Raw genomic sequence first — 20870 nt, forward strand, 5'->3', positions numbered from 1 at the left:
TTTCACCAGCGACTGTATCGCTTCTGCCAAAATGGCTGTTGGGCGTATGTGATCCCAGCCACAGTTTTGGTTCACAAGGACCCAAAAACCTTCCCAAATATCCGCAAACATACCATTCGCCGGCCTCAGAACCAATCGGCTTGGCGAAAGCCGGGGCGAACTGCCAGCTCTAGCCCGGCTCAAGAGTATTTTGGATCGAGCCGACCAGTGCCGTTATCGCCTGCTTGTATTTTTCGAACTCCGGCGATGTCTGGCGGACTTCCGTCGTCGTCTGCTGGCCCGCATCGGTGGTGGCGGGCGTCGGCAATTTGCGGCCCATCTTCCGTTCCGCCCAGTCGACGACGTAGCTGGCGGTCTTGCCGGCAAGAAACGGGTTGGCCTGGATAACGGACGAGCCGAGCACGGCGCTCAACTGCGCCGATCCCGGCGACGCCAGCACCTGATGTGCGCCTTCCATGCCGAGGAAATGGCAGAGATAGAGCCGGCCGGCGGTAATCTGATGGCCGCGCGCCTTGAGATAGGCTTCGCCCTCGCGCGCCAGATTGCGCACCATCTCACGCGAGATGGTGGCGTCGTAGCGCAAAGCGAGCAGGTCTGCGGCCGACAGCGATCGCGCGAGTTCGGGACGATAGGTGTTCATCATCCGGATCCAGGTCTTGGATATGAACTGGCCGGCGCCTGTCGCCGAAGACAGCGGGTTCTTGGCCCGCGCGCTACCGCCCGATTCGACGTGGACGATACGGTCGGTCAGCGTTTCGACGGCGGGATCGCTGGAAGTGACGGCGATTGCAGCGGTCACTGTTCCGAGCGGATCGATCGCCTGACCGCTCTGGTAGAGTTCGAAATGCAAATGTGGCCCGGTCGACAGGCCGGTGGTGCCGATATAGCCGATGATGTCGCCGGCCTTCACCTTGGTGCCGACACCGCTGGCAATGGCGAATTTCGACATATGCGCGTAGCGCGTCTCGCGGCCGCCGCCATGGGCGATCTTGACCACATTGCCGTAGCCGCCGCCGTCGCCCTGGAAGATGATCTCGCCGTCGAAGGCTGCGGCGATCGGCGTCCCCACGGGTGCTGCCCAGTCGACGCCCTTGTGGATGCGAACAACGCCCAGGATCGGATGCTTGCGCGGCCCGAAGGTCGACGTCATGACACCGTTGACCGGCGTCACCATGCCGTTGGCCGCCGTCAGCGAGCGCACCTGGTCATCGCCCGAGACGCAGGAAAACTGGCCGTCGCTCTGCTGGAAAACGAAACAATCCAAGCTCTTTTGCGTGCCTTGGATACCGACATAGAGCACCCGTCCGTCGGTCTCGTTCTTGCCGCGCGGCGTCTGCGAATAGATCAGCACAAGACGCTGGTCCTCGCTGGCGAAAGCATCCAGATCCTGTCCCCGCGACAGATACATGATGGCTTCGCCAATGATGCCGCTCGGCACATTGTTGCGGGCCGCCGTCGAATAGATCGCGTCGAGCAGGCGGTATTGCCGTTTCTGCGTGCCTTCGGTCTCGGCGCCCGAATAATTGAACAGGTCCTCGCGCACCCACGGGTCGACGCCCGACACGAAGGCACCGGCCGCGTTGCGTGTCAGCGTGCCGACAAAGACGTTCCTGGCGTAGATCGAGACCTGCATCAGCGACATCGTCGTGGTCTCGCGCGTCGGCCTAAAGCCGCGCATCGCCACGACATAACCAGGCTGCAGGCCGTCCTTGTCGAACAGCGCCTTCAGCGCCTCGCCGGCAAGCTTTGCGTCGTCGGCGGAAAAATGCGCATCGAGCGCCACGCTGTCCAGGCTGCGGTCGTTGAGGATTTTCACGAAAATGTCCTCGGTCGCCTCGAAGCGCTGATATTCCGAGCTGACGTTGGCAATGCTGGTGTTGTTTTCGACCGCTGTCTTCTGAAAGGCGGGGAGTGCTGCTTCGCCCTCATCGATGGTCTCGCCCCAGCCGGCCTCGGGGTCATCGGCCGCCGCCGATGCACCCGGAGCAGCCTGCGGGTCAGGAGCTGGGCCGGAGGCCGCCGGAGCCCCGTCCGCGCCGGGCGATGGTTGAAGATCGTTCTGCAGGTCATTCTGCGGATCGTTGGGTTCGGCGGGTGGCGCGACCGCGGTCTTCCGCTGCGCCTGGAAGAAGGCGAAATCCTCCTGCGTCGAGGGGATCGTCGTCATGAATTTTTCGCTGGCGCTCAGCATCACGTCGGAGAGAACCATGATCTGAGGGGAGATGCCGGCCTGGTCGAGCTCCGTCGGGCGCGGCATCCCGCGGCTCTTGGCGGCGCCCGCCTCCGGCGCCAGTGTGATCCACATCGGGTCGCCGGCAAGGTCGATGATGGCCGGCACGTAGACCGATGCGTCGGCCGGCACGTCGTCCGAGTCTTCGACGGCATGCAGTTCCTCGTCCTCGTCGCGGAACGACCAGTAGTCGGCGGTAAGATAGAAGCCGGTGGCAATCGCGGCGAGGACGATTGTCGCCAGGCCAGCCGCCAGCCCGAGCCAGATCCTGCGCCTGCGTAGCGCGGCGCGCGCCTGCTTCTTTGCCTTGAAGCTGGTGTCGATGCTGTGCGTCACGGTGCGCTTCCGGTCAGGAAGAAGGTCCAGCGCACCTGTTCCTGCGTGTCGACTTCGAGAAACTTCGCCGCGATATGGCCGCGCTGCCAGCATTCATCGATGCCGCGGATCGAGAACCGCCGCCGCTCGATGCACATGTCGGTGGAGCCTGCCAGAATGGCGTGGCCGAAGACATCCGTCGCGTAGATGTAGATGTAGCGGTTGGTCAGCTCCTCGCGAATGACGTTGACGCATTGATTGGCGCCGATGGTCCACCAGCCATCGGTCTGGTCGGCATCGTCGACCTTCTGACCGACGGCAAGATTGACGACGTCGAGCGTCTGGTTGCAGACGGTGAATTCGGCGCGCGCATGCCCGGTGGAAAGAAGCGCCAGCAACAGCGTCGCGACCGCGCTCGCGGCGAGCTTCACGCGCACGTTCCGGGCAAGCAGGACGGGATCTCGGCGACGGCGTTGCATCGGCGTCGGTGCTAGCCGCCGAGGCGGAAGTATTTGGCGGTCGCCGAAAATGCCGAACTCCTGGCGCCGATCTCGTCGAGGATCCTGGGCAACAGCACCGAGGCCGGCGTCGGCGTTGTGAAGTCCGCCGCCTTTATGTCCTGCGGCCCGGTGATCACCATGATGATCTGCGGCAACGCCTTGCCTGCCGCCTTGTCGGCGGCGCCGAGCCCGATCGGGATCGAGAAGGTCGCCTTGTCGGCTTGTACGACAACATGATCGTCGAGGTTGAACGCGATGCCCCTGTGGTCGATCAGGAACACGCTCGACACCAGCCCGCCATGCGTCATCAGCGTGCCGTCGATCGGCGAGCCGTCCGGCACCGATGTCTGGTCGAGGACAAGCTGCGGCCTGTCGGCCGTGCTCGCGCCCATGAAACGCAGGAAGCCGGTGATCCCGCATTGCGGGGGCTGGATAAGGCGGACGCTGATATCCGGCTCGACATGGAACTTCGCCTGGAATTCCCCAAGCAACTGTTCGAAGGGTGGCACCGACGTGCCGAAGCCCTCGATCGCGACACCCTTGTCGGCGGCCGACGTCACCGTCGCAAAAAAACAATCACCACCATTGAAGGCGCGTACCCAGGTGACCCGCTCCGCGGCCGCATCGGCCGGTGGCGGCACCTCCGGCTTGGGCACGTTCATGGCAATGTCGGGCTCTGCCGGCTTGTCGGCCTGCTCACCGCTGGCGATATCGGGCTGGCTCGGCTTAGGCTCCGCGGTCGGTTCAGGCGCCTGCGTGTCCGGCTTGGGCGCCTGCGCGGTCGGTTCAGGCGCCTGCGCCTTGGGCTCGGGCGCTTGAGCGGTGGGTTCCGGCGTCGGTGCTGTGGGTTTGGGGGCCTCGGCCGTCGGTTCAGGTGTTTGCGTGGCTGGCGCTGTCGCCTTGGGCTCTACCGGCGGACTGACAGGCTCGGGGTTCTTCGCGGCATCGGACTGTGACGGGCCGGATGGCGGTTGCAGCGCGACGGTCTTGTCGGTTGGTGCGGCCGGCAGCGGGGCCGTGGCGCTCGACGCGACTGGCGGCGTCGGCTGCGGCTCGACCGGCGCTTTGGCCTGATCTTCAGCCGGAGTCTCCGCTGGTTGCGGCTTTGGCACCGTCTTCTCGACCGGCGCAGTGTCCGAAACGGGCTTGTCAGCGACGATCGGCTTTGTCAGTTCGGGTTGGAGCGGCTTGCCGGTGTCGGTGACGCGAGGCCGGTCTCCGAATCCCACGATACCCGATGCATAGAGCCCTCCAAGCGATACCACGGCCACCGCCGACAGCACCGCGATCGTCAGATTTCTGCCTGTAGTAGCACGCTTCGGTGGTGTGCTTGCTCGCTTGGGAGTTTCAGCAGCCGGTTTCGGGTGCGACAGGTGCGCCGGGCGCACGTGCGGCACGAAAGACGGCTCCGCCGTGCCGCTTGGCGGGGCCGAACCGAAGCCTTGGGCCGGCGAGTCCCCGACCTTCGAGACAGGCCCTGCGGTCTGCCCGGTTCGCGGCAGACCGGGCCGGGGCGCGAGCGATGCCGGCGGCAAGGTCGCGTCGCTGTCGTCGCGCGTCAACCGGGCGATTTCGGCCATGCTGGCCGGTCGATCATCCGGGTCAGGCTGCAGCATCGCTTCGACAATGTCCCTGAAATCGGCATCGATGCCGGAGAGATCAGGGACGGTCCGCCGTTTTTCGACGATCTCGTATTGCGAGCCGCCCATATCGATCGGCTTGCCGCGCAGCGCCGCCGCCAGCACCAGCCCCAGGCTGTAGATGTCGGACTGTTCGCTGACCTCGCCGCCATAGAGCCCGAGTTGCTCGGGGGAGACGTAATTGTATTTTCCGGCAAACTTGCCGCCGATCAGCGTCTCGCCACCGACCGCGGCCGATCGCGCAATGCCGAAATCGATGATCTTTGCCCGCTCGACCCGGCCGCCCGGCAGGATGATGTTGTCGGGCGACAGATCGCGGTGGATGGCGCCGGCCTGGTGCACGGCGCTCAGGCCCGAGGCTAGCCGGTGGCACAGTTTGCGCACATCCGGAGTCGCCATCGCCCCGCCGCGCATGACGTCGTACAGCGACTGGCCGTCGACGAATTCCATCGCCAGATAGGGCCGCCCGATGCCGGGATCTATGGTGAAGACGTGGTAGCGCACGACCGCGTCATGCGACAGATGGTTGAGGATCGAGGCTTCCTTGCGAAACAGCGACAGGATCGTCTGATCGCGGGCGAATTCCGGCAGCACGATCTTGATCGCGACATGATCGCCGGTCTGGATGTTGTGGCCGCGATAGACTTCGCCCATGCCGCCCGACGCGATGCGTTCGTCGAGCTCGTAGATGCCGCTGAGCTGCGTGCCGACGCTGGTATCCGCCATGTTGGGCAATAGCCGGGTCTTGTCGTCGGAGCTCATCGGTCGCGGCCTTCTGCTCGGGACAGGCCATTGCCTTTGTCTCTGATCTTGACCAGAACGATGGTGACGTTGTCCGTGCCGCCGCGCTCAAGCACCATGGAAAGCAGCTTTTCGCAGGCAGCCTGCGGCGCTGCCGAGAGCACTGCAGCCGCAATCTCCGCGTCACTGACATGCGCCGTCAGGCCGTCCGTGCTGAGGATGAAAATGTCGCCGGCAAGGGTCTCTCCCTGCTGGAAGTCGATGGCGATTTCGTCGTTGACGCCGATGGCACGGGTGATGACGTTGCGGCGCGGCCAGTTCTCCGCTTCGGCTGCGCTGATCGCGCCGCTGTCGAGCAGTTCCTGCACCTCGGTGTGGTCGCGCGAAATCTGCGAGATCGCGGCGTTGCGCACGAGATAGACGCGGCTGTCGCCCGACCACAGGCAGGCGAACCTGCCGTCCATGGCCAGCAGTGCGGCAACGGTGGAGCCGATGGTCACGCCGCGTGAGCGCGAAATCCGGCGAATCTCGGCATGCGCCCGGTTCAGCCGATCCTCAAAGCGGGCGCGCAGATCCGGCGCCGAACTGGCGATGCCGATCGTCGCCAGATGCTCGACAATGCTTGCCGAAGCGACTTCTCCGGCCTCGTGCCCGCCCATGCCGTCGGCCACCACCCAGAGGCCGATCCGCGGCTCGACCAGGAAGCTGTCCTCATTGTGGTCACGCACGCAGCCCTTGTGGCTCACGCCGTAGCTCTCAAAGGCGGCATCGTTCACTTGCCTACGCTCCGCAACGCCTTGGCCGACGTGCCTGGCCAGTCTGCCACAGCCCCATTCATTAGAGTATCGAAATCTAAGCCGCTGATGACGGACCGTGTGGTGCCGCCGCTGTCTCTGCGTCCTGCAATCGCTGGTCCTGCCATGCAATTCCCCATCAGAAAGCCTTCGGACAGCTGAACGCGGAAAGCGCCGGCAGCGTGAATGGGTTGCCGTCCTCCCCGGTCTTGATCGTGTAGGCGACATCCCGTCCGCCGATGACGAAATGCGCTTCGAGACTATCGCCATTGGCGGTGACCTGCCCCTTGTCCAGCAATCGTTTCAAAGCCCAGGGACCGTCGAACTTGATTGCGGACTCGCGGCCGGGCAGCTCCGGCGTCAGGCTGAGACTGGCCGAACCGGTCTTGCCCGGCCACGGAATCAGTCCCGGCGTGTTGCCGGCCTGGGTGGCCTGCAGCACCTGGCCGTCGATATTGAGCAGCGCCATGTCGGCATCGCCATGCAGCGACAGCGGCGTGAAGGTGATGTTGATCGACGGCACCGGCCCGCCGAGCGGAAAGAAAGCCGCGCGGATTTGTGCCGCGAGCTGAAAGTTCTTCAGCGTCGATTTCGCCAGATTGCGGCCGAACCTGGTGTCCTGCTTCCAGTCCCAGTCCTGGCCGCTCATGTCGACCAGCGACGCCAGGTTCTGCGCGAAGAACCGGTCGAGAACCCCGCCTGGAGAAAACAATCTGGCAAAATCCGCCATGGCGACATCGTCGGTACCGGCGGGGGCGAATGGAAAGCGCCCGGCAATCATCTCTTCGCACGGACGGCCGACGGTCTCCTCCAGCATCTCGTTGAGATGCGTGGTCGATGTTTCGGCGACGGTGCCCTCGAAATCGTCCGCCGCCGCGCTCACCATCCTGGCCAGCGCCTTCGGCAGCCGCGAGGCGTTGGCGCGTAGAGTCGATATCTGCAGCTGCAGATTGGCGTTGGCCTGGTCCGTCTGGGCGGGGACATCGGCGGCCAGCCGCACGCTCTGATAGATTTCGCGGAAATTCTGGGTCAGGGCGTCGAGCGGCCGCTGCCCCGGCGCCCCGGCCACCAAAGCCTGGAAAGACCGGAACTGGGCTTCGATGTTGGCGCCGGGATCCTGGTTCTGGGTGCTGACAAAGGCGGTCCCGGCCCTGCTCTGCGATTTGCGCGCCGCAATCTCGATGCCGATGCGGGCGAGGCCCTTGGCGCGCGCGGCGGTTTCCTGGTCGCTGTCTTGAGACGGCGCAGCCGGATTGCGCTCTTGCGTCAAAGCTGTTTCGCGCGCGATCGCCTCGAACAGCTGCATCAGCGGCGAACTCGGTGATCCCGCTGCGGACAGCGCCAGATATTGCGGTTTGTCGGCGGCCATTGCCTTGAACTTCAACCTGTCGAGCACCTCGTTCCACGCCGCCGCAAAGCCCTTGCCATAGCGATCGAGCAGCTCCGGGCCGAGCTTGAGCAATTCCTGGTCGAAACCGCCTTGCTCGCCGCTCGAGCCGATCACCCATTGATCGTCGACCAGCGCCTGCGCGCTCCTGGCAAGTTGCGCCAGATAGAAGTCGAAGCCGGCATGGGTGTAGAGACCGGGGACGCGAAGGCCGGCGAGATCGTTTCCGTCATTGCGCTCGAACAGCATCGGCGCCTCCGCGCCGGCTTGCGATGACACCGAAAAATCGTCCAGCGCCGCCGCATAGGTGGCCGACTGGATGAGCGCGGTGGCGCGATCGGCAAGGCTCATGCGGCCGAGCGAACGCTGGGCGGATTCGACCAGCGCGCGGTTGAGTTCGAACGAGGGATCCTGGTCGTTGTCGAGCGCCAGCATGGCGCGCAAATGCTTCTCCAATTGCGCCCGGCCGTCGCGATTGTGGGCGCCGGGATAGCGGTTCTGTTCCCAGTCCCGTTTCAGCCAGGTGACGACCAGCTCGTCATCCACTTTCGGCGCCTTGCCGCCCAGCATCAGGTAAATCTTCAGCGGCTCGTACAGCGCCATCGGATCGGCCATCCTGGCCTCGATCGTGCGTTCGAGCTGGAACAGCAGGCGCGAGCGGAACATCCGCTCCAGCCCCTGCCGGTAGGCGGTCTCGGAGGCCGAAAGGATACGCTCACGCTGGCTGAGGCCGAACGTCGCCGTGGCCGGGGTGGGCTGGTCTCTCGTATCGTAGCCGGCCGGCAGGCCGCGCAGCGCATCGAGCGCGCCGATGACGGTTTCAAGGTCGGCATTCGACACCGTCGTGCTGGCCAGCAGCGGCGCGGCTGTCGCGCGGTATTGGCCTGCCGCCTGGCCGGTCGCGGCGACCAGCGATTTGTTGGTCGTAAAGCTCAGGCCGAGAACGCCAAGCGCGGCGATCGCTATGGCCGCGATCGCTGTCAGGCCGGCGTAGCGGGCGATCGCAACGCGCCTGTCGGCCGCCCTGTCATAGGACACCCAGCCGGACTCGGCGAAAATGACGCGGCTCAACAGATCGTGCAGGAAGAAGCTTTTGCCGGTGCCGGAAAGATGCGCCTGGGCATTCCTGCCGAAACTGCGGCCTATGCTGCCCAGCAACTGGTCGATCGGCGTGCCTTCCTGAGTGCCGGAAGAAAAATACAGGCCGCGCAGGGGGGCGTTCAGCTGCTTGCGCGTCGGCTCGAAAACGCCCTCGAGGAAATGCACGATCCGGCCTTTCAGCGCGCCGAGCTGCGCGGCGAAGCCGAAAATGGCGATGCGCGCGACCGGATCGGTCTCCGCCTGCAGCCGCTCGCTCATCTCTTCGGTCAGGCGCTTCACCAGCGCGTCGAATTCGGCTGGCGCTTCCGCGACCATGTTCAGGCCGCGCTCGGCGGTCTGGAAGGTCGCGCCCCACACCTTGCGCCGGCGTGCTTCGTCGAAACCGCCGAAATATTCCATGAATCCGGAGACCAGGTCGGCCTTGGTGAACAGCACGTAGACGGGAAAGCGGACCTTCAGGACCTCGTGGATTTCCTGCAGGCGGCTGCGGATCTCGGCGACACGGGCCGCCTGCTCTCCGTCCGCCATCAGATCGGCAAGGCTGATCGCCAGGATGACGCCATTGATCGGCTGACGCGTCCGGTGCCGCTTGAGCAGCGACAGGAACGCCAGCCAGCTTTTGCTGTCGGTCCGTGCATGGGAATCCTGCGTCGTGTAGCGCCCGGCCGTGTCGATCAGCACCGCCTCGTCGGTGAACCACCAGTCGCAATTGCGCGTACCGCCGACACCCGCCACCGGCTGCGCCTGGCCCGACCCGGCAAGCGGAAAGTTCAGGCCGGAATTGACCAGCGCGGTGGTCTTGCCGGCGCCCGGCGGGCCGATGACGATGTACCAGGGGACGTCGTAGAGGAAGTTGCGCTTGCCGCTCGACTGCCTGAGCGTCGCGACTGCTTCGTTCATGCGAGCTTCCAGCACCTTTGCATCGCTGCCGTCATCCTCGGCGCTGGCCATGGCGGCCTCCAGCGCCTTCTGCGCCTTGCGCCTGCGCCAGAACCGGATTGCATAGATGATCGCCACCGTTCCGACGACGATGCCGATGATCGCTGCCCGCAGCCAGATGGGATCCAACGGCCGGGCGCCGGCAAAGCGGATTAACGGGCCGGCGTACCAGACCGCGGCGGCAAAGCCGGCGAGCGCGAGCGCGCTGAAGATGCGCAGCAGCCAGCCGGTCACAGCATCTCCTCCCGCGGGATCATTACATCGACACGGCGGTTTTTGGCGCGGCCCTCCGGCGTTGCATTGTCGGCGATGGGCTCGTCCTCGCCCTTGCCCTCGACCTTTGTCCGCGACGGATCGCTGAAATGCGCTGCGATCATCTTTTCCACCGACTGGGCACGTGCGACGGAGAGGTCGAAATTCGATTTGAAGGCGCTGGTCTTCTTCGGTTTGACGTTGTCGGTGTGGCCGACGATCCGGATCGGCCCGCGCTCCGCGTCGAGAGCCGCCGCGATGCTGGCGGCCACCGGCTCGAACTCCGGCTTGACCTCGGCTCGTCCCGACTGGAACAGCAGGGCGTTGCTGATTTCCACGATGATGAAATCACCCTTAGTGCCGACGCTGACGCCGCGGCCTTCGATCTCCTTGGCCAAGGCAGTGCGGATGCGATCGACCTGCGCAATCGTCGTTGGCGCTGCGACGACTTTCACCTCCTCGGTCAGCGGCACGAAACCGGTGCGCTCGATGGTGACCGGCGTCGCCGGATTGAGCGCCAGCAACTCGCCGGCAACAGCCTCGCCATCATTGGTGATGAGCACGCGCAGCGTGAAAAAGGCTGCGGTCAAAACTGCCGCGGTTGCAGCGGCTATGGCCCAGAGCGGAACCCGCCTGGAGCCTTGCGCCGATGTGACCGACAAGCCTTGCCAGCGCGGCGAGATGTCGTCGTCACCGAGGACGCGGAAATAGGCTGATGTCTCGTAGACGTCGCGGCGGACCCGTTCGAGGCTCTCGCGCGGCTGGCCGCGATACTGGCCTTCGAAGCCAAGCGACAGGCAGACATGCATCAGCTCGATGAGATTGCGATGAGGTTCCGGCGTCGCCAGCACCGTGTTCAGCGCCTGGAAAAAACCGGCGCCGGTGGGTTTGACCTGGAAGAAGCGCTGCAGCATGGCGTGCTGCGCCCACGCATCCCGGCTGGAACCGGGCAGATTGGCGACGATATCGTCGGCGGTTTCGCAAAGCACATAGCTGGCGATGCGCGCATCCTCTTCCGAGGTATCGGTCCTGGCGATCTTGCGGTCGAAATCCTCGATCAGGCCGGCGACATGCTGCGCCAGCGGCTCGGCCGGTCTTTCGACAGCCATCAGCCGCAGATGCCCAAGCAGTATCAGCAAGGGCGCCGCGGCAGCGACGATCGGGTTGGCCGCGCCATAATCGACGGCATCGCTGGCGCCGAGCAGCGCATCCCATGGCGTTTTCCCCGCCGTCCCGGCTGAGCCGTGAACGGGCGGACCGGCCGGCGCGTTGGCGAAGGGCGTTCCCTGATAGATCACCGTCCCCGTGACGTCGGACGGCGGCTGGCGGCCGGCGTTGGGATCGAAAACCGTGGGTTCCGGGACGCTGGCAGGGGCGATCACCGTACTGCCGGGGGCCGGCGCATCGCGGGCGAGAACCGTCTTTTGCTTGCGGCCGGGATTGGGGCGGCTGGGGCGGATGACGGTTTTGCCGGTCGGATCGAAAGGATCATCCTTCGAGCTCATCGCCGATCCCTGCCTCTACGCCCGCGCGCCGCGACGCACAGCGCCATGTCCGCGCAAACGCGGACCGCAGGACGCTATCTCGCCGTGACATGACATGTGCCGCAGACCCCCGAGGTCGACCAACCGTACCCGCGTGCTCAATCGTCGTATGTGATCGTAGTCTCAGAAGGTTGCGATGGAAACCCGGCGCAATTTTGGTGGCCGGCCCGTGCTCGGGTCGCCTTCACGGTGTCTTCAGCGGTGCGCGGGCTTAGCCCTTGCCGGTCTTCTGTTTGGCGGCCTTGGCATAGGCTTCACTGAAATAGGTGAGGAATATGTCCAGCATGCCGTTCTCGTGCGCTTCCTCCTTGGCCCGCCAGGTCGCGACCAGTGCGTCCCAGGCGCGCGTCTTCTTCGAGGCAAAGGAGGATGGCGGCAGTTTTTTCGCAATCGCCTCGGGCGACAGATCGTCAAGCAACCGCGACAGCGCCGCCTGCATGGCGGCGAAGGTTGCGAATTCATGCGTCTTGAGGTCGTGGAAAGCGTCTTCGATGCTGTGCCGGGCATCGAGATAGCCGGATCTACGCCGCGCGAACATGATGTCGAGGATTTCGTCGGTCCCGGGCACGAACTTCAGCGGATTGTTGTCGGCGGAATTGATCATGGTGCGGTCGCTGGTCTTGGCCAGGACTTTCGCGGCGGCGCGCGCCTTCAACAGCAACACCAGCTCGTCGACGACGATGCGCAGCACCGCGCCGATCTCGCCGGCTACCTCCTGCGGTTGGCGCAGCAAAAGCACCTCTGGCGGAATGCCGGCGCCGGCGGCAATCGCGCGCAGGATCTCGTCGGCTTGCTGCGGCCGGCTGGAGACCGAAGCGGGTGGCGCGGTCGGTGACCGTGGCGATGCGACATGGTCTGGAAAGGATCCGGCAACGGGCATCTGCCGTTGCGTCGAACCATGGCCACCGAAGGCTGGGTTCCCGTCATCGATCGACACCGAGACGATATAGCGGCCGATCCGGAGCCGGTCACCTTGCGCCAACCGATGCGGGCCGGTCAGGCGCTGGCTCGACCCGTTGACGAATGTGCCGTTGCGCGAGACGTCGTGGAGAAAAAAAGCGCCGCCTTCGTAGCGGATTTCGCAATGCCGGCCGGAGATGAACTTGTCCGGATCGGGCAAGGTCCAGGCACAGTTCTCCCGCCCTATCTCGAAGCCGCGGTCGCGCGATGCGTAGCCGGGCGGCAGCCCGGCAGGCAGGACATCGACATTGCTGATCTGCAGACTGATGAACATGCGCTATGGACCGTCGACCGCTGCCGTTTCCATTGATCCGATGTGCCACAGTCTAGCAGCTTGCGGGCACAGCGGGAGAGCGGCGTTTCACACTGGCGAAAGCGGCGCAAACAGCAACGGCCTGCCGCTTGTCCTCTTTGGTCTGCCATAGAACATGTGGTAGGCTCAACATGGCTTGGGTGGCAAGTTGCGAAATATCCCTGAACGTGAGGTCGTTAACACAAGAAGGGCTTCGAACCTGCCACACTAGCGCTCAGGAGGGGCACGACCCATGCCGAGTGAACAACGCGCCGCGCTTGTGCAGACGCCGGTCGGCGCCGAGCTGTTGACCTTTACGCATCTCGTCGGCCGCGACGAGATCAGCCGCTGCCTTGCCTACACCGTTGGATTTGTTTCGACCAATGCCGATATCGACCCGCTGAAGATGCTGGGCGGCGCCGTTTCGATCGAAGGCGAGGCCGACCCCAAGCGCTGGTTCAGCGGCCTCATCGCCGAGTTTCGCCTTACCCGCATCGAAGATCGGCTGGCTCACTACGAGGCGGTCGTCAGGCCGTGGCTGTGGTTCCTCGGCAATACCACCGACTGCCGCATTTTCCAGGACAAGACTGCCGTCGAGATCGTGGAGGAGATCTTCTCCAAATATGGCGGCATCGCCAAGTTCGAGAAGCGCTTGCAGGGCTCCTATCCGCCGCGCGAATATTGCGTGCAGTACGACGAGAGCGACCTCGATTTCGTGCAGCGGCTGCTCGAGCATGAAGGCATAATGTACTTCTTCGAGCATGCCGAGGGTGAGCACACGCTGATCCTGGCCGACGCCATGAGCAAGCTGAAGCCAGCGCCGGGTTATGAGACGGTGCTATATCAGTTCGAAGGGCAGGGCTCGCGCCGCGACGTCGAATACATCACCGACTGGATTCCAGGCAGCGCGGTGCGCCCCGGCGCCTATGCCCACACCGACTATGACTTCGAAAAACCCGCCGCCGATTTGATGGCGAAGTCGGCGCAGCCCTTCGGCCACAAGCAGGCCGCCGGCGAGAATTATCGCCACCCCGGCGCGCATCTGGCAGTCGGGCGCGGCGACAGCCTGGCGGCGATCAGGCGCGAAGAAATCCAGGCGCCACACCTGCGCATTGCCGCCGTCGGCACGGTGCGCGGCCTGTTTTCCGGCTGCACCTTCAAGCTCGACGGCTTTCCGCGCGACGACCAGAACAAGGAGTATCTGGTGATCAGCGCCGAGTACCGGCTGTTCGATCCGGGCTATCGCGCCGGCGTCGACACCGATGGCGAGAATTTCAAGGTGGTGCTCGGTGTGGCGCCGACCTCAGTTGCTTATCGGCCGCCGCGCATCACGCCAAGGCCGATCATGCGCGGCCCGCAGACGGCGACCGTGGTCGGTCCGTCCGGCGAGGAGATCTTCACCGACAAATATGCCAGGGTGAAGGTGCAGTTCCACTGGGACCGCCTCGGCAAGAAGGACCAGAAGAGCTCCTGCTTCGTGCGGGTGTCGCAGACCTGGGCCGGCAGCGGCTGGGGCTTCATCCAGATCCCGCGCATCGGCCAGGAAGTCATCGTCGATTTCATCGAAGGCAATCCGGACCTGCCGATCATCACCGGCCGGGTCTACAACGCCTCGCAGATGCCGCCCTACGGACTGCCTGGCAACGCCACGCAGTCCGGCTGGAAGTCCAACTCGTCGAAGGGCGGTGGCGGCTACAACGAACTGATGTTCGAGGACAAGGCCGGCTCGGAGCTGGTCAACTTCCAGGCGCAGAAGGACCACCACCTTCTGATCAAGAATGATCGCCAGAAGCTGGTCCAGCACGACCAGTCCGATCGCATCGACCACGACGCCAAGCACTCCGTCGGCCACAACCTCGACGAGGACGTCGGCAACAACAAGACGGTCAAGGTCGGTGTCGACCAGACCACCAATATCGGGTCGAACGACACCGAGACGGTGGGCAAGAACCGCTCACTGACGGTGGGGGTCGATGAGACGATCAACATCGGCTCGAACTCGACCGAGACGGTCGGCGCCAACCACACCCAGACCGTCGCGATTGTGCAGACGGTGACCGTTGGCGCAGCACGCGTCGATAGCGTTGGTGCATCCGAGACCCGGACCGTGGGCGGTCCGCAGGCGAACACGATCGGTGCGACGCGGTCGGTCACTGTGGGCGCGGCGCAGAGCCACGATATCGGCGCGGCTGATAGCTGGAACATCGCGGCGGCGCAAAGCGTCAATGTTGGCGCCGATCAGAGTTTCACCATCGGCGGGGCACAGTCGTCGCAGATCGGCAAGGGCAGGTCGGCAAAAATCGCTGCGGACGACGCAACCGATGTCGGCGGCGGGCACGCGCTCAAGGTCGGCAAAGGCAGCGGAATCCAGATAGCCGAAGACAGTGTGATCAAGGTCGGCAAGAATCTGATGATCGAGGCGGCCGACTCGATCACGCTCAAATGCGGTTCGGCCTCGATCACGATGAAAAAGGATGGCACCATTGTCGCTGATGGGAAGGATATTACCCTCAAGGGCAGCGGCAAGATCACCGTCAAGGCCGACGGCGAGGTGATCGTCAAGGGCAGCACGATCAACAACAATTGAGGGCATCATCATGGAAGTGCTGGAGCGTATCGACGGCGTCGTGATCGGCCTGCTGATCGGCTTCCAAGGCGGGGCGCCGCTGGTTGTCTTCGTCGGCAATCCGCGCGAGACCGCGATAGCGGCGCGCAGCCTGACGGAGCTGGACGTTTCGGCCGTCGGATCCGAACTGGCTTTGCTCTTCGAGGGCGGCGACCCGGCGCGGCCGCTGGTGGTCGGGCGCATCGTCGATCCTGCGCCCCGCGGCAGGAGCCTCGAAGTCGTCCGCGACGGCGAACGTGTCGTCATCAACGGCGATGAGCGCATTGAACTGCGCTGCGGCCTGGCATCGATCATTCTGGAGAAGAATGGACGCGTGACCATTCGTGGCACCCAGTTGACCAGCCAGGCCAGTGGCACCAACCGCATCCGCGGCGGGGCCGTGCATCTTAACTGAGGCATTGCCGATGCACAGCATCGCGACCATTGCGGCGATCGTGGACCAACACGCCGAGGACGCGGCGTTCCTGTGGCTTCGACGTCGTCTGGAGATCGACGGTCCAATCCTCGACGAGACCGATATCGGCCGCATCGACCAGCGTCTCGAAGCCAATCTCGAAGGGCTCATGGCAGCCGGCAAGGCCGGTTGGGAAGCTGCTCAAGCGCGCTTCGCCGACTACGCCGAACCGGGCGAGATTTTCGTGCTTGGCACTCTGGCAATGCGTTGGAGCGATGCCAAATTGGTGACCTCTGCAATCGACGCGGGCGCAAGCCTAGGTGACGCCGGCATATCGAGCCTGTCTGCCGCGATCGCGCGCACGCCGGGCGAAAACCTGCGCCCGTTCGTGGCGCAGTGGCTGGACACGCGCGACGCGCGGCTGCGCTGTCTTGGGCTATCTGCGCTCTGGCATCATCGCGTCGATCCGGGACAGCGCCTGCATGATCTGGCCAGCCATTCCAATGCGAACGTGCGTTGGCGCGCCGTCCGGCTCGCCGGCGTGCTCAGGCGGCGCGACCTGCTTCCGGAAGTCCTGGCTGGGCTTGACGGCGAGACAACGAAAGAACGTCTTGCGGCCGCCTTCGCTGCTTGCCTGCTTGGCGAGGCTCGGTCCGCGCACTCGGTGATCGACAAGATCGTGCTGACGGAGACGGACCATGCGCAGGCGGCGATCGAGTTGCGCCTGCTGACGACGCCGCCGAAGGCCGGCAAGGCCTGGCTGCAATCACGTCTCGGACAGCCTGTCTTGCGCATCGCGGCCACGGCATCGATCGGGCTGCTCGGCGACCAAGCGGTGGTGCCGTGGCTGATCGAGAAGATGCGCGAGCCGGAACTGGCATCCGCAGCGGGTGCAGCACTTCGCGATCTGTTCGAGGTGGACTTCGGCGACACCGACCTTTTCGTTGCCGATCCAGCTGTTCTTGGCGAGGGGTTTGCCCAACTCGACGACAGCTCGCTGCCGGCCGCCGATCGCGTCGAAGCATGGTGGGACGAAGGGCGCGGCGGGCGCAACCATCGTCTGTTCCGTTCGATGCGCAGGCTCAGGGTGGATGCGTTGCGCGCGGCAATCGCCACGCCCGAGGCGCCGCTGGCAGACTGGCGCAGGACACGCAAGTTCCCGGCGTGGATGTGATCGCTTTCGCCGAGGGAAGGCTTGTCCCTCCGTTCAGCGTTGGCGGAGGTCGGTAAGCGCGATCGCCGACCGGTTGCCACCCTCGGATGCAAGCTCGCAGGCTGCGACGCGGCCCGGCGCGTAACCGCTTATAAAACTGTCGGCCGCCAGCATCAGAACAAGTGCCGCACTAGCGGCTCCAATGTCGCCGACCGTCATCGCAGGGTAGGCTGTCGGGAATATCTCGCGGTGCGTGCGGTAGAAGCGCGAGCGACCGACCAGTTGTTCGAGCCCGCTGTACCGTTCCCCGTTTCCATTGCTGACAAGGAACTCGATATCGGGTTCCTTGGGTCCGGACCCGCTGAAGGCAGCAAGCAGCGAAGCCACCATCGCACGGCCTTGACTCTGGCGTTCGGAAAGAACGCTGTCGATCTCTTGAGCCAGGCCCGCCCCGCAAATCATTGCAGCCGGCCCGCTCCCCGGCGCTCGCGTCAGGCGCACGAAGACAGCGCCCTCGCCAGGGACTGCCCCTTGAGCATTGTTTTCTGATTTCAGACGATTGGCTCGCATCAAGCGCGCAATGTCGGTCCCGTTGACGAGGCTGTCCACACCACCCAGCAGCACCTGCGCGACGGTCCCGGATTCTAGCATGTCGCCGGCATAGTCGAGCAGTCCGGCGCTGGCTGCGGCACCGCCGTCAAATACGCGCGAGCCGGCATTGAAGCGCAGGCCGCATCGCTCGAAAATGGCATTCAAAAGGCGCCCCCGCTCGACTTCTTCATACGCTGGATGGTCGCGGAAACTCTCCGGCAGCGCGAGCAGAACAGCGGTCTGGTCCGGCGTTGCCTTGTTGTCGAGCATCGCCTCCTTGAGAGCGCGGGCGCCCATGCTGGCGAGCCATACCCCGTCATTGCGTCGCAGGCCCGCCTTGGCTGGAATGCGTGCCACGATCTGTGTGGTGGGAAACGGCTCTGAAAGAGGCACCTCCTGAAATGCTGACAGGTTGGCGCGAATGGCTGAGATGGTCTGGCGCGCGTTCAATCCAGCAGGCGTGACGGCGCCACCAACCGAGATGTAGAGCGGCCGCTTCACGGCTGCCACGCCGAGCGATCGCGCAGGGCCCCGTCGCCGCCGAGAAGATTGAGATAGAGTTTTCGCTTGCGGCGCGCATTGATCCAAACAGGAGAAATGTGGCCGAAGGCGATTTCCCGCAGCGCCGGCACGTTGCGCCGGATTACCACTGCCAAACGAGCCTTAAGGGTCACGCGCTTCAAGTCAGGCTCGATGAGCACGGTGTCAGGCTTGAACGCGTTTTCTTCTACACGATCGTCATAAATGAGCCGAAGCGGGGCCGTGATGCGCGGCAGGCGGAAATCCCATCTGCCCGAAGCCGTCATGCCGATCACCGTGATATCCTCGCCGTTGCCGATGCCGGCCATCTGCTGATCGGCTGGGGCGCACATATAATGCCGCGTGTCGAAGTCTTTGGGAGCGAGCGGCCATTGGGAATCGAGCCAAGCCTTGTCGTAGGTTCCGGCGAAAGCCAGGCGCGGTTGCCAGCCCCGGCCAATCGTCCCGAATCCCGCCGGCCTCAGGGATTCCCCAGGTCGGGCTTGCGCTTCGCCCGGATACATGACGTTGGGCGCCTCGGTTCTGACCGCAGGATCTGCAGACCGGGCGTTATGGTACCCCACGCCGACTGGGTTGCGCTGGTCCGTGCGCAAGTCTTCCAAAGTGCCGCCATAGGTGCGTTCATAGACGATCGGCATGGTCCGGAAAGGCGCCGGTGCGCTGTAGCCGCCGGAGTCGTAGATCCGCTCCCCGACGACCTGCAATACCTTGCGGATCGAGTTACCGACACGCAGGCCAACCTGCATCTCGCGTACCGGCCTTCCATCCGGCGCGTGCGCGACGCCATTCACGATCACCTCGGCGCCAGGCTTGACGGGCGCGATGTCCGCTTCGTAGCGGGTCGATGAAAGGGCCGGATCGCCAAAAGGCTCATCGCCAAAGATCACCGGCACCTGTTCGGCCGCTGGCTGGAATTCCTTTCCTTCATCCGTCGCCGTGAAACTTGCCGATAGCATGACAATCAGAGTTTCTTGGCCGTCAGCATTCAATTGGACGTGCGTCGCGGCGGCGAAGGGTGTCCTGTTTTCCAGCCAGACATCGAAGGCCATCGTTCAGCACCACCGGCCGTTTTCATCAAGCCCGATCGGCCAATAGGGCATGGCCGTCAGCAGTTCTACATATTCCTTGTTGCCTTCATCGACGACCCATTGCAGCAGGAACACCTCAGGCGCGAGGCGGTCGGCCGCGGGCAGCGTTTCCCCCACCGCAACGCATCGCAGCCAGTATTCCCGCACGAGCCACACCACCGCCGGATGATTCGCCGGGCCGGCCGCTGCATCATCCAGCTGGGCCGTGATCGCTTGATTGACGGTCAGGCCGCCATCGACCAGTTCGTCGAGGCCAGCTTCCCAGATCTCGGAAGCCACCTCGAACGTCTCCTGCAAGTCAGCGAGGTAGGCCTTGAACAGGGACCTATAGGCAGCAGAGGCCTCGCGGCGCGAGAGGCGGATTCCATGATCGGGACCGACAACGTCCTGGGGTGCGTTGAGAAGCCGGTTCAGGCCGAGTTCGACACTATGATCAATCCGCATTGCCATCTTCTTCTAGCCTCAGCACATTTCGAGAGATGGATCCTCGCCGATCGGGACATAGACGAAGTACTTGAAGTACTTGAATAGTTCCGTGTCGTATTCGGACATCATTTCGACCAGCAGCAGATTGGGCGGCACGGGACCGCTGGCGTCCGCTTCGTCGCCATCCTCACCCCAGTTCGATTCATCGTCCTCGTCGTCATCATCGGTCTGTCGGGCGTACCGTTCAAGGTTCAGGCCGTGAACCTTGAAGTAGTGCTTGCGGTAGATCGCCAGAATCCGTGGATGGGCCACCAGCCCGGCGGGCCAATGCAGATTGGCTATGTTCTCACCGGAGGCGTTCAGGCGCTGCTGCAGTGCGCCCCACCATTCCTCGATCGCCGGCATGACGGCGTGGAGCTCTGCGGTCCACGCATCGATTATCGCCGTATAGTCAGCGTCGAGATCGGCAAAACCCGTTGCACTCATCGCCTAGATCCCCCGAGCGTTCATGAACTTCCTAATCGCCTTGTTGTCCACCTTCGACTGCCGGCCCGGCTGGCTGTTGCTGTGGCTGGAGCAATGCGGCCTGACGTAAAGCGCTTTCATCGCATCCTTGAAGCCTTGTGGGACGATCTCTATATTGCATCCACCCGCGTACCACGCTGCCTTCTGCGTCGGCTGGTGATCGGCGATCAGCGGGGCTTCCTTCCCCGAAATTTGCCGGTTGACCTTGGCCTCCAGTCGCTTGATCGCGGTCTTGTTCTTGCCGGTCGTGCGTTTCTTCAACCTGTCAAGGTTACGTTTGCATTCCCAGCATGGCCGGTTCTGAACCTTGGCTTTCTGCGGGCCTGTTGGCTGGGTGTAATGATCGTCGTAGCAATAATCGGTCGTGCATTTCTTCTTCTCTTTCACCAGAAGAGCATTGCGGAAGTTGACCAAGGCGGCGGTATCGATGGTGTTCGGGAGTGGACTTGCCGTGTTCTGCTCCATGGTGTCGCCATGGCGGCAGACACCCTTACCCTCCACCTTGACGACGAACGACCAGAGCTTGAACACTCCCTTGCCCTTGATCTTGTGCGTTATGACCCCCGCGCCGAGGCCTTGGGTGGCCGGCTCGTTGCCGGTGCTGGTCGCAACCTCCGACGAGCTTTCGAGCGCGGTCGGATTGCCTTCGATCTTGACGCTCTTACTGCCTTTGGTGAGATCGCTGGAAGACAGCATGTTGACGTATGGAACCGGAACCGGGCCTGCCGGCGGGGAAGGCGGGCTCAAGCACACATCTCCCGGCGCCACGCCCTTGCCGCCGCTTCCTTTGTGGAAGAAGCCCATGCCTTCAGCAAAGACTGTGCTGCCCATC

The 20870-nt window shown here is 64.0% G+C and carries 15 protein-coding genes; 3 read left to right on the plus strand and 12 right to left on the minus strand.

Annotated features, from left to right (window positions below; genetic code table 11):
* Nucleotides 1–169 precede the first annotated feature (169 nt).
* From AC3CCE_RS26320 to tagH, 7 genes are all read right to left on the minus strand, one after another.
* The gene (locus AC3CCE_RS26320) at nucleotides 170–2566 is read right to left on the minus strand and encodes a M23 family metallopeptidase (protein WP_352625541.1); all 2397 of its coding nucleotides are present in this window, start codon (nucleotides 2564–2566) and stop codon (nucleotides 170–172) included.
* The gene (locus AC3CCE_RS26325; protein WP_050485828.1) at nucleotides 2563–3024 is read right to left on the minus strand and encodes a DUF1036 domain-containing protein; all 462 of its coding nucleotides are present in this window, start codon (nucleotides 3022–3024) and stop codon (nucleotides 2563–2565) included. The genes AC3CCE_RS26320 and AC3CCE_RS26325 overlap by 4 nt, the downstream gene beginning before the upstream one ends.
* A gap of 11 nt (nucleotides 3025–3035) precedes the next feature.
* On the minus strand, nucleotides 3036–5447 hold the full coding sequence (locus tag AC3CCE_RS26330; protein WP_023692197.1) for a serine/threonine-protein kinase: 2412 nt from the start codon (nucleotides 5445–5447) through the stop codon (nucleotides 3036–3038).
* Nucleotides 5444–6202: a PP2C family protein-serine/threonine phosphatase gene (locus tag AC3CCE_RS26335; RefSeq protein WP_023692196.1), complete on the minus strand. Its 759-nt coding sequence runs from the start codon at nucleotides 6200–6202 to the stop codon at nucleotides 5444–5446. Before AC3CCE_RS26335 ends, AC3CCE_RS26330 begins: the two co-directional genes overlap by 4 nt.
* Before the next feature lie 157 nt (nucleotides 6203–6359).
* The gene (gene tssM, locus AC3CCE_RS26340) at nucleotides 6360–9881 is read right to left on the minus strand and encodes a type VI secretion system membrane subunit TssM (RefSeq protein ID WP_352625543.1); all 3522 of its coding nucleotides are present in this window, start codon (nucleotides 9879–9881) and stop codon (nucleotides 6360–6362) included.
* A complete protein-coding gene (tssL, locus tag AC3CCE_RS26345) occupies nucleotides 9878–11404 on the minus strand; it encodes a type VI secretion system protein TssL, long form (RefSeq protein ID WP_352625545.1) in 1527 nt (508 codons plus the stop codon). Before tssL ends, tssM begins: the two co-directional genes overlap by 4 nt.
* Nucleotides 11405–11654: 250 nt before the next feature.
* Nucleotides 11655–12677: a type VI secretion system-associated FHA domain protein TagH gene (gene tagH / locus AC3CCE_RS26350; RefSeq protein WP_023827995.1), complete on the minus strand. Its 1023-nt coding sequence runs from the start codon at nucleotides 12675–12677 to the stop codon at nucleotides 11655–11657.
* A gap of 271 nt (nucleotides 12678–12948) precedes the next feature.
* Here tagH and AC3CCE_RS26355 point away from each other — a divergent pair, with 271 nt between their 5' ends.
* From AC3CCE_RS26355 to AC3CCE_RS26365, 3 genes are read left to right on the plus strand one after another with little or no spacing between them, the layout of a single operon-like run.
* Entirely contained in the window at nucleotides 12949–15282 is a 2334-nt protein-coding gene (locus AC3CCE_RS26355) for a type VI secretion system Vgr family protein (protein WP_352625547.1), read from the plus strand.
* A 7-nt stretch (nucleotides 15283–15289) separates the two neighbouring features.
* Nucleotides 15290–15715, plus strand: coding sequence for a DUF6484 domain-containing protein (locus AC3CCE_RS26360; protein WP_023682625.1), 426 nt, complete (start codon nucleotides 15290–15292; stop codon nucleotides 15713–15715).
* Nucleotides 15716–15725: 10 nt separating this feature from the next.
* Nucleotides 15726–16889: a hypothetical protein gene (locus AC3CCE_RS26365; protein WP_023704807.1), complete on the plus strand. Its 1164-nt coding sequence runs from the start codon at nucleotides 15726–15728 to the stop codon at nucleotides 16887–16889.
* A gap of 33 nt (nucleotides 16890–16922) precedes the next feature.
* Here the strand turns inward: AC3CCE_RS26365 and AC3CCE_RS26370 are convergent, their stop codons facing one another.
* From AC3CCE_RS26370 to AC3CCE_RS26390, 5 genes are read right to left on the minus strand one after another with little or no spacing between them, the layout of a single operon-like run.
* Nucleotides 16923–17960: a hypothetical protein gene (locus AC3CCE_RS26370; protein ID WP_198026956.1), complete on the minus strand. Its 1038-nt coding sequence runs from the start codon at nucleotides 17958–17960 to the stop codon at nucleotides 16923–16925.
* Nucleotides 17957–19048: a DUF2169 family type VI secretion system accessory protein gene (locus AC3CCE_RS26375; protein ID WP_352625549.1), complete on the minus strand. Its 1092-nt coding sequence runs from the start codon at nucleotides 19046–19048 to the stop codon at nucleotides 17957–17959. The genes AC3CCE_RS26370 and AC3CCE_RS26375 overlap by 4 nt, the downstream gene beginning before the upstream one ends.
* A gap of 3 nt (nucleotides 19049–19051) precedes the next feature.
* Nucleotides 19052–19531, minus strand: a complete 480-nt coding sequence (locus AC3CCE_RS26380) for a hypothetical protein (protein WP_023682621.1) — start codon at nucleotides 19529–19531, stop codon at nucleotides 19052–19054.
* 18 nt (nucleotides 19532–19549) lie between these two features.
* The gene (locus tag AC3CCE_RS26385) at nucleotides 19550–19999 is read right to left on the minus strand and encodes a hypothetical protein (protein ID WP_023682620.1); all 450 of its coding nucleotides are present in this window, start codon (nucleotides 19997–19999) and stop codon (nucleotides 19550–19552) included.
* Between the two features lie 3 nt (nucleotides 20000–20002).
* Nucleotides 20003–20869 (minus strand): DUF4150 domain-containing protein, encoded by an 867-nt coding sequence (locus AC3CCE_RS26390; RefSeq protein ID WP_023682619.1) that lies wholly within the window; start codon nucleotides 20867–20869, stop codon nucleotides 20003–20005.
* Nucleotide 20870: the final 1 nt, after the last annotated feature.

Source organism: Mesorhizobium sp. P160187, from assembly GCF_057766425.1.

Excerpts from the sequence above, each read along its gene's own strand:
- tssL (WP_352625545.1), bottom strand. The coding sequence starts at position 11,404 with ATGAGCTCGAAGGATGATCCTTTCGATCCGACCGGCAAAACCGTCATC.
- AC3CCE_RS26325 (WP_050485828.1), bottom strand. The coding sequence starts at position 3,024 with ATGCAACGCCGTCGCCGAGATCCCGTCCTGCTTGCCCGGAACGTGCGC.
- AC3CCE_RS26330 (WP_023692197.1), bottom strand. The coding sequence starts at position 5,447 with ATGAGCTCCGACGACAAGACCCGGCTATTGCCCAACATGGCGGATACC.
- tagH (WP_023827995.1), bottom strand. The coding sequence starts at position 12,677 with ATGTTCATCAGTCTGCAGATCAGCAATGTCGATGTCCTGCCTGCCGGG.
- AC3CCE_RS26355 (WP_352625547.1), top strand. The coding sequence starts at position 12,949 with ATGCCGAGTGAACAACGCGCCGCGCTTGTGCAGACGCCGGTCGGCGCC.
- AC3CCE_RS26385 (WP_023682620.1), bottom strand. The coding sequence starts at position 19,999 with ATGAGTGCAACGGGTTTTGCCGATCTCGACGCTGACTATACGGCGATA.
- AC3CCE_RS26380 (WP_023682621.1), bottom strand. The coding sequence starts at position 19,531 with ATGCGGATTGATCATAGTGTCGAACTCGGCCTGAACCGGCTTCTCAAC.
- AC3CCE_RS26365 (WP_023704807.1), top strand. The coding sequence starts at position 15,726 with ATGCACAGCATCGCGACCATTGCGGCGATCGTGGACCAACACGCCGAG.
- AC3CCE_RS26375 (WP_352625549.1), bottom strand. The coding sequence starts at position 19,048 with ATGGCCTTCGATGTCTGGCTGGAAAACAGGACACCCTTCGCCGCCGCG.
- AC3CCE_RS26390 (WP_023682619.1), bottom strand. The coding sequence starts at position 20,869 with ATGGGCAGCACAGTCTTTGCTGAAGGCATGGGCTTCTTCCACAAAGGA.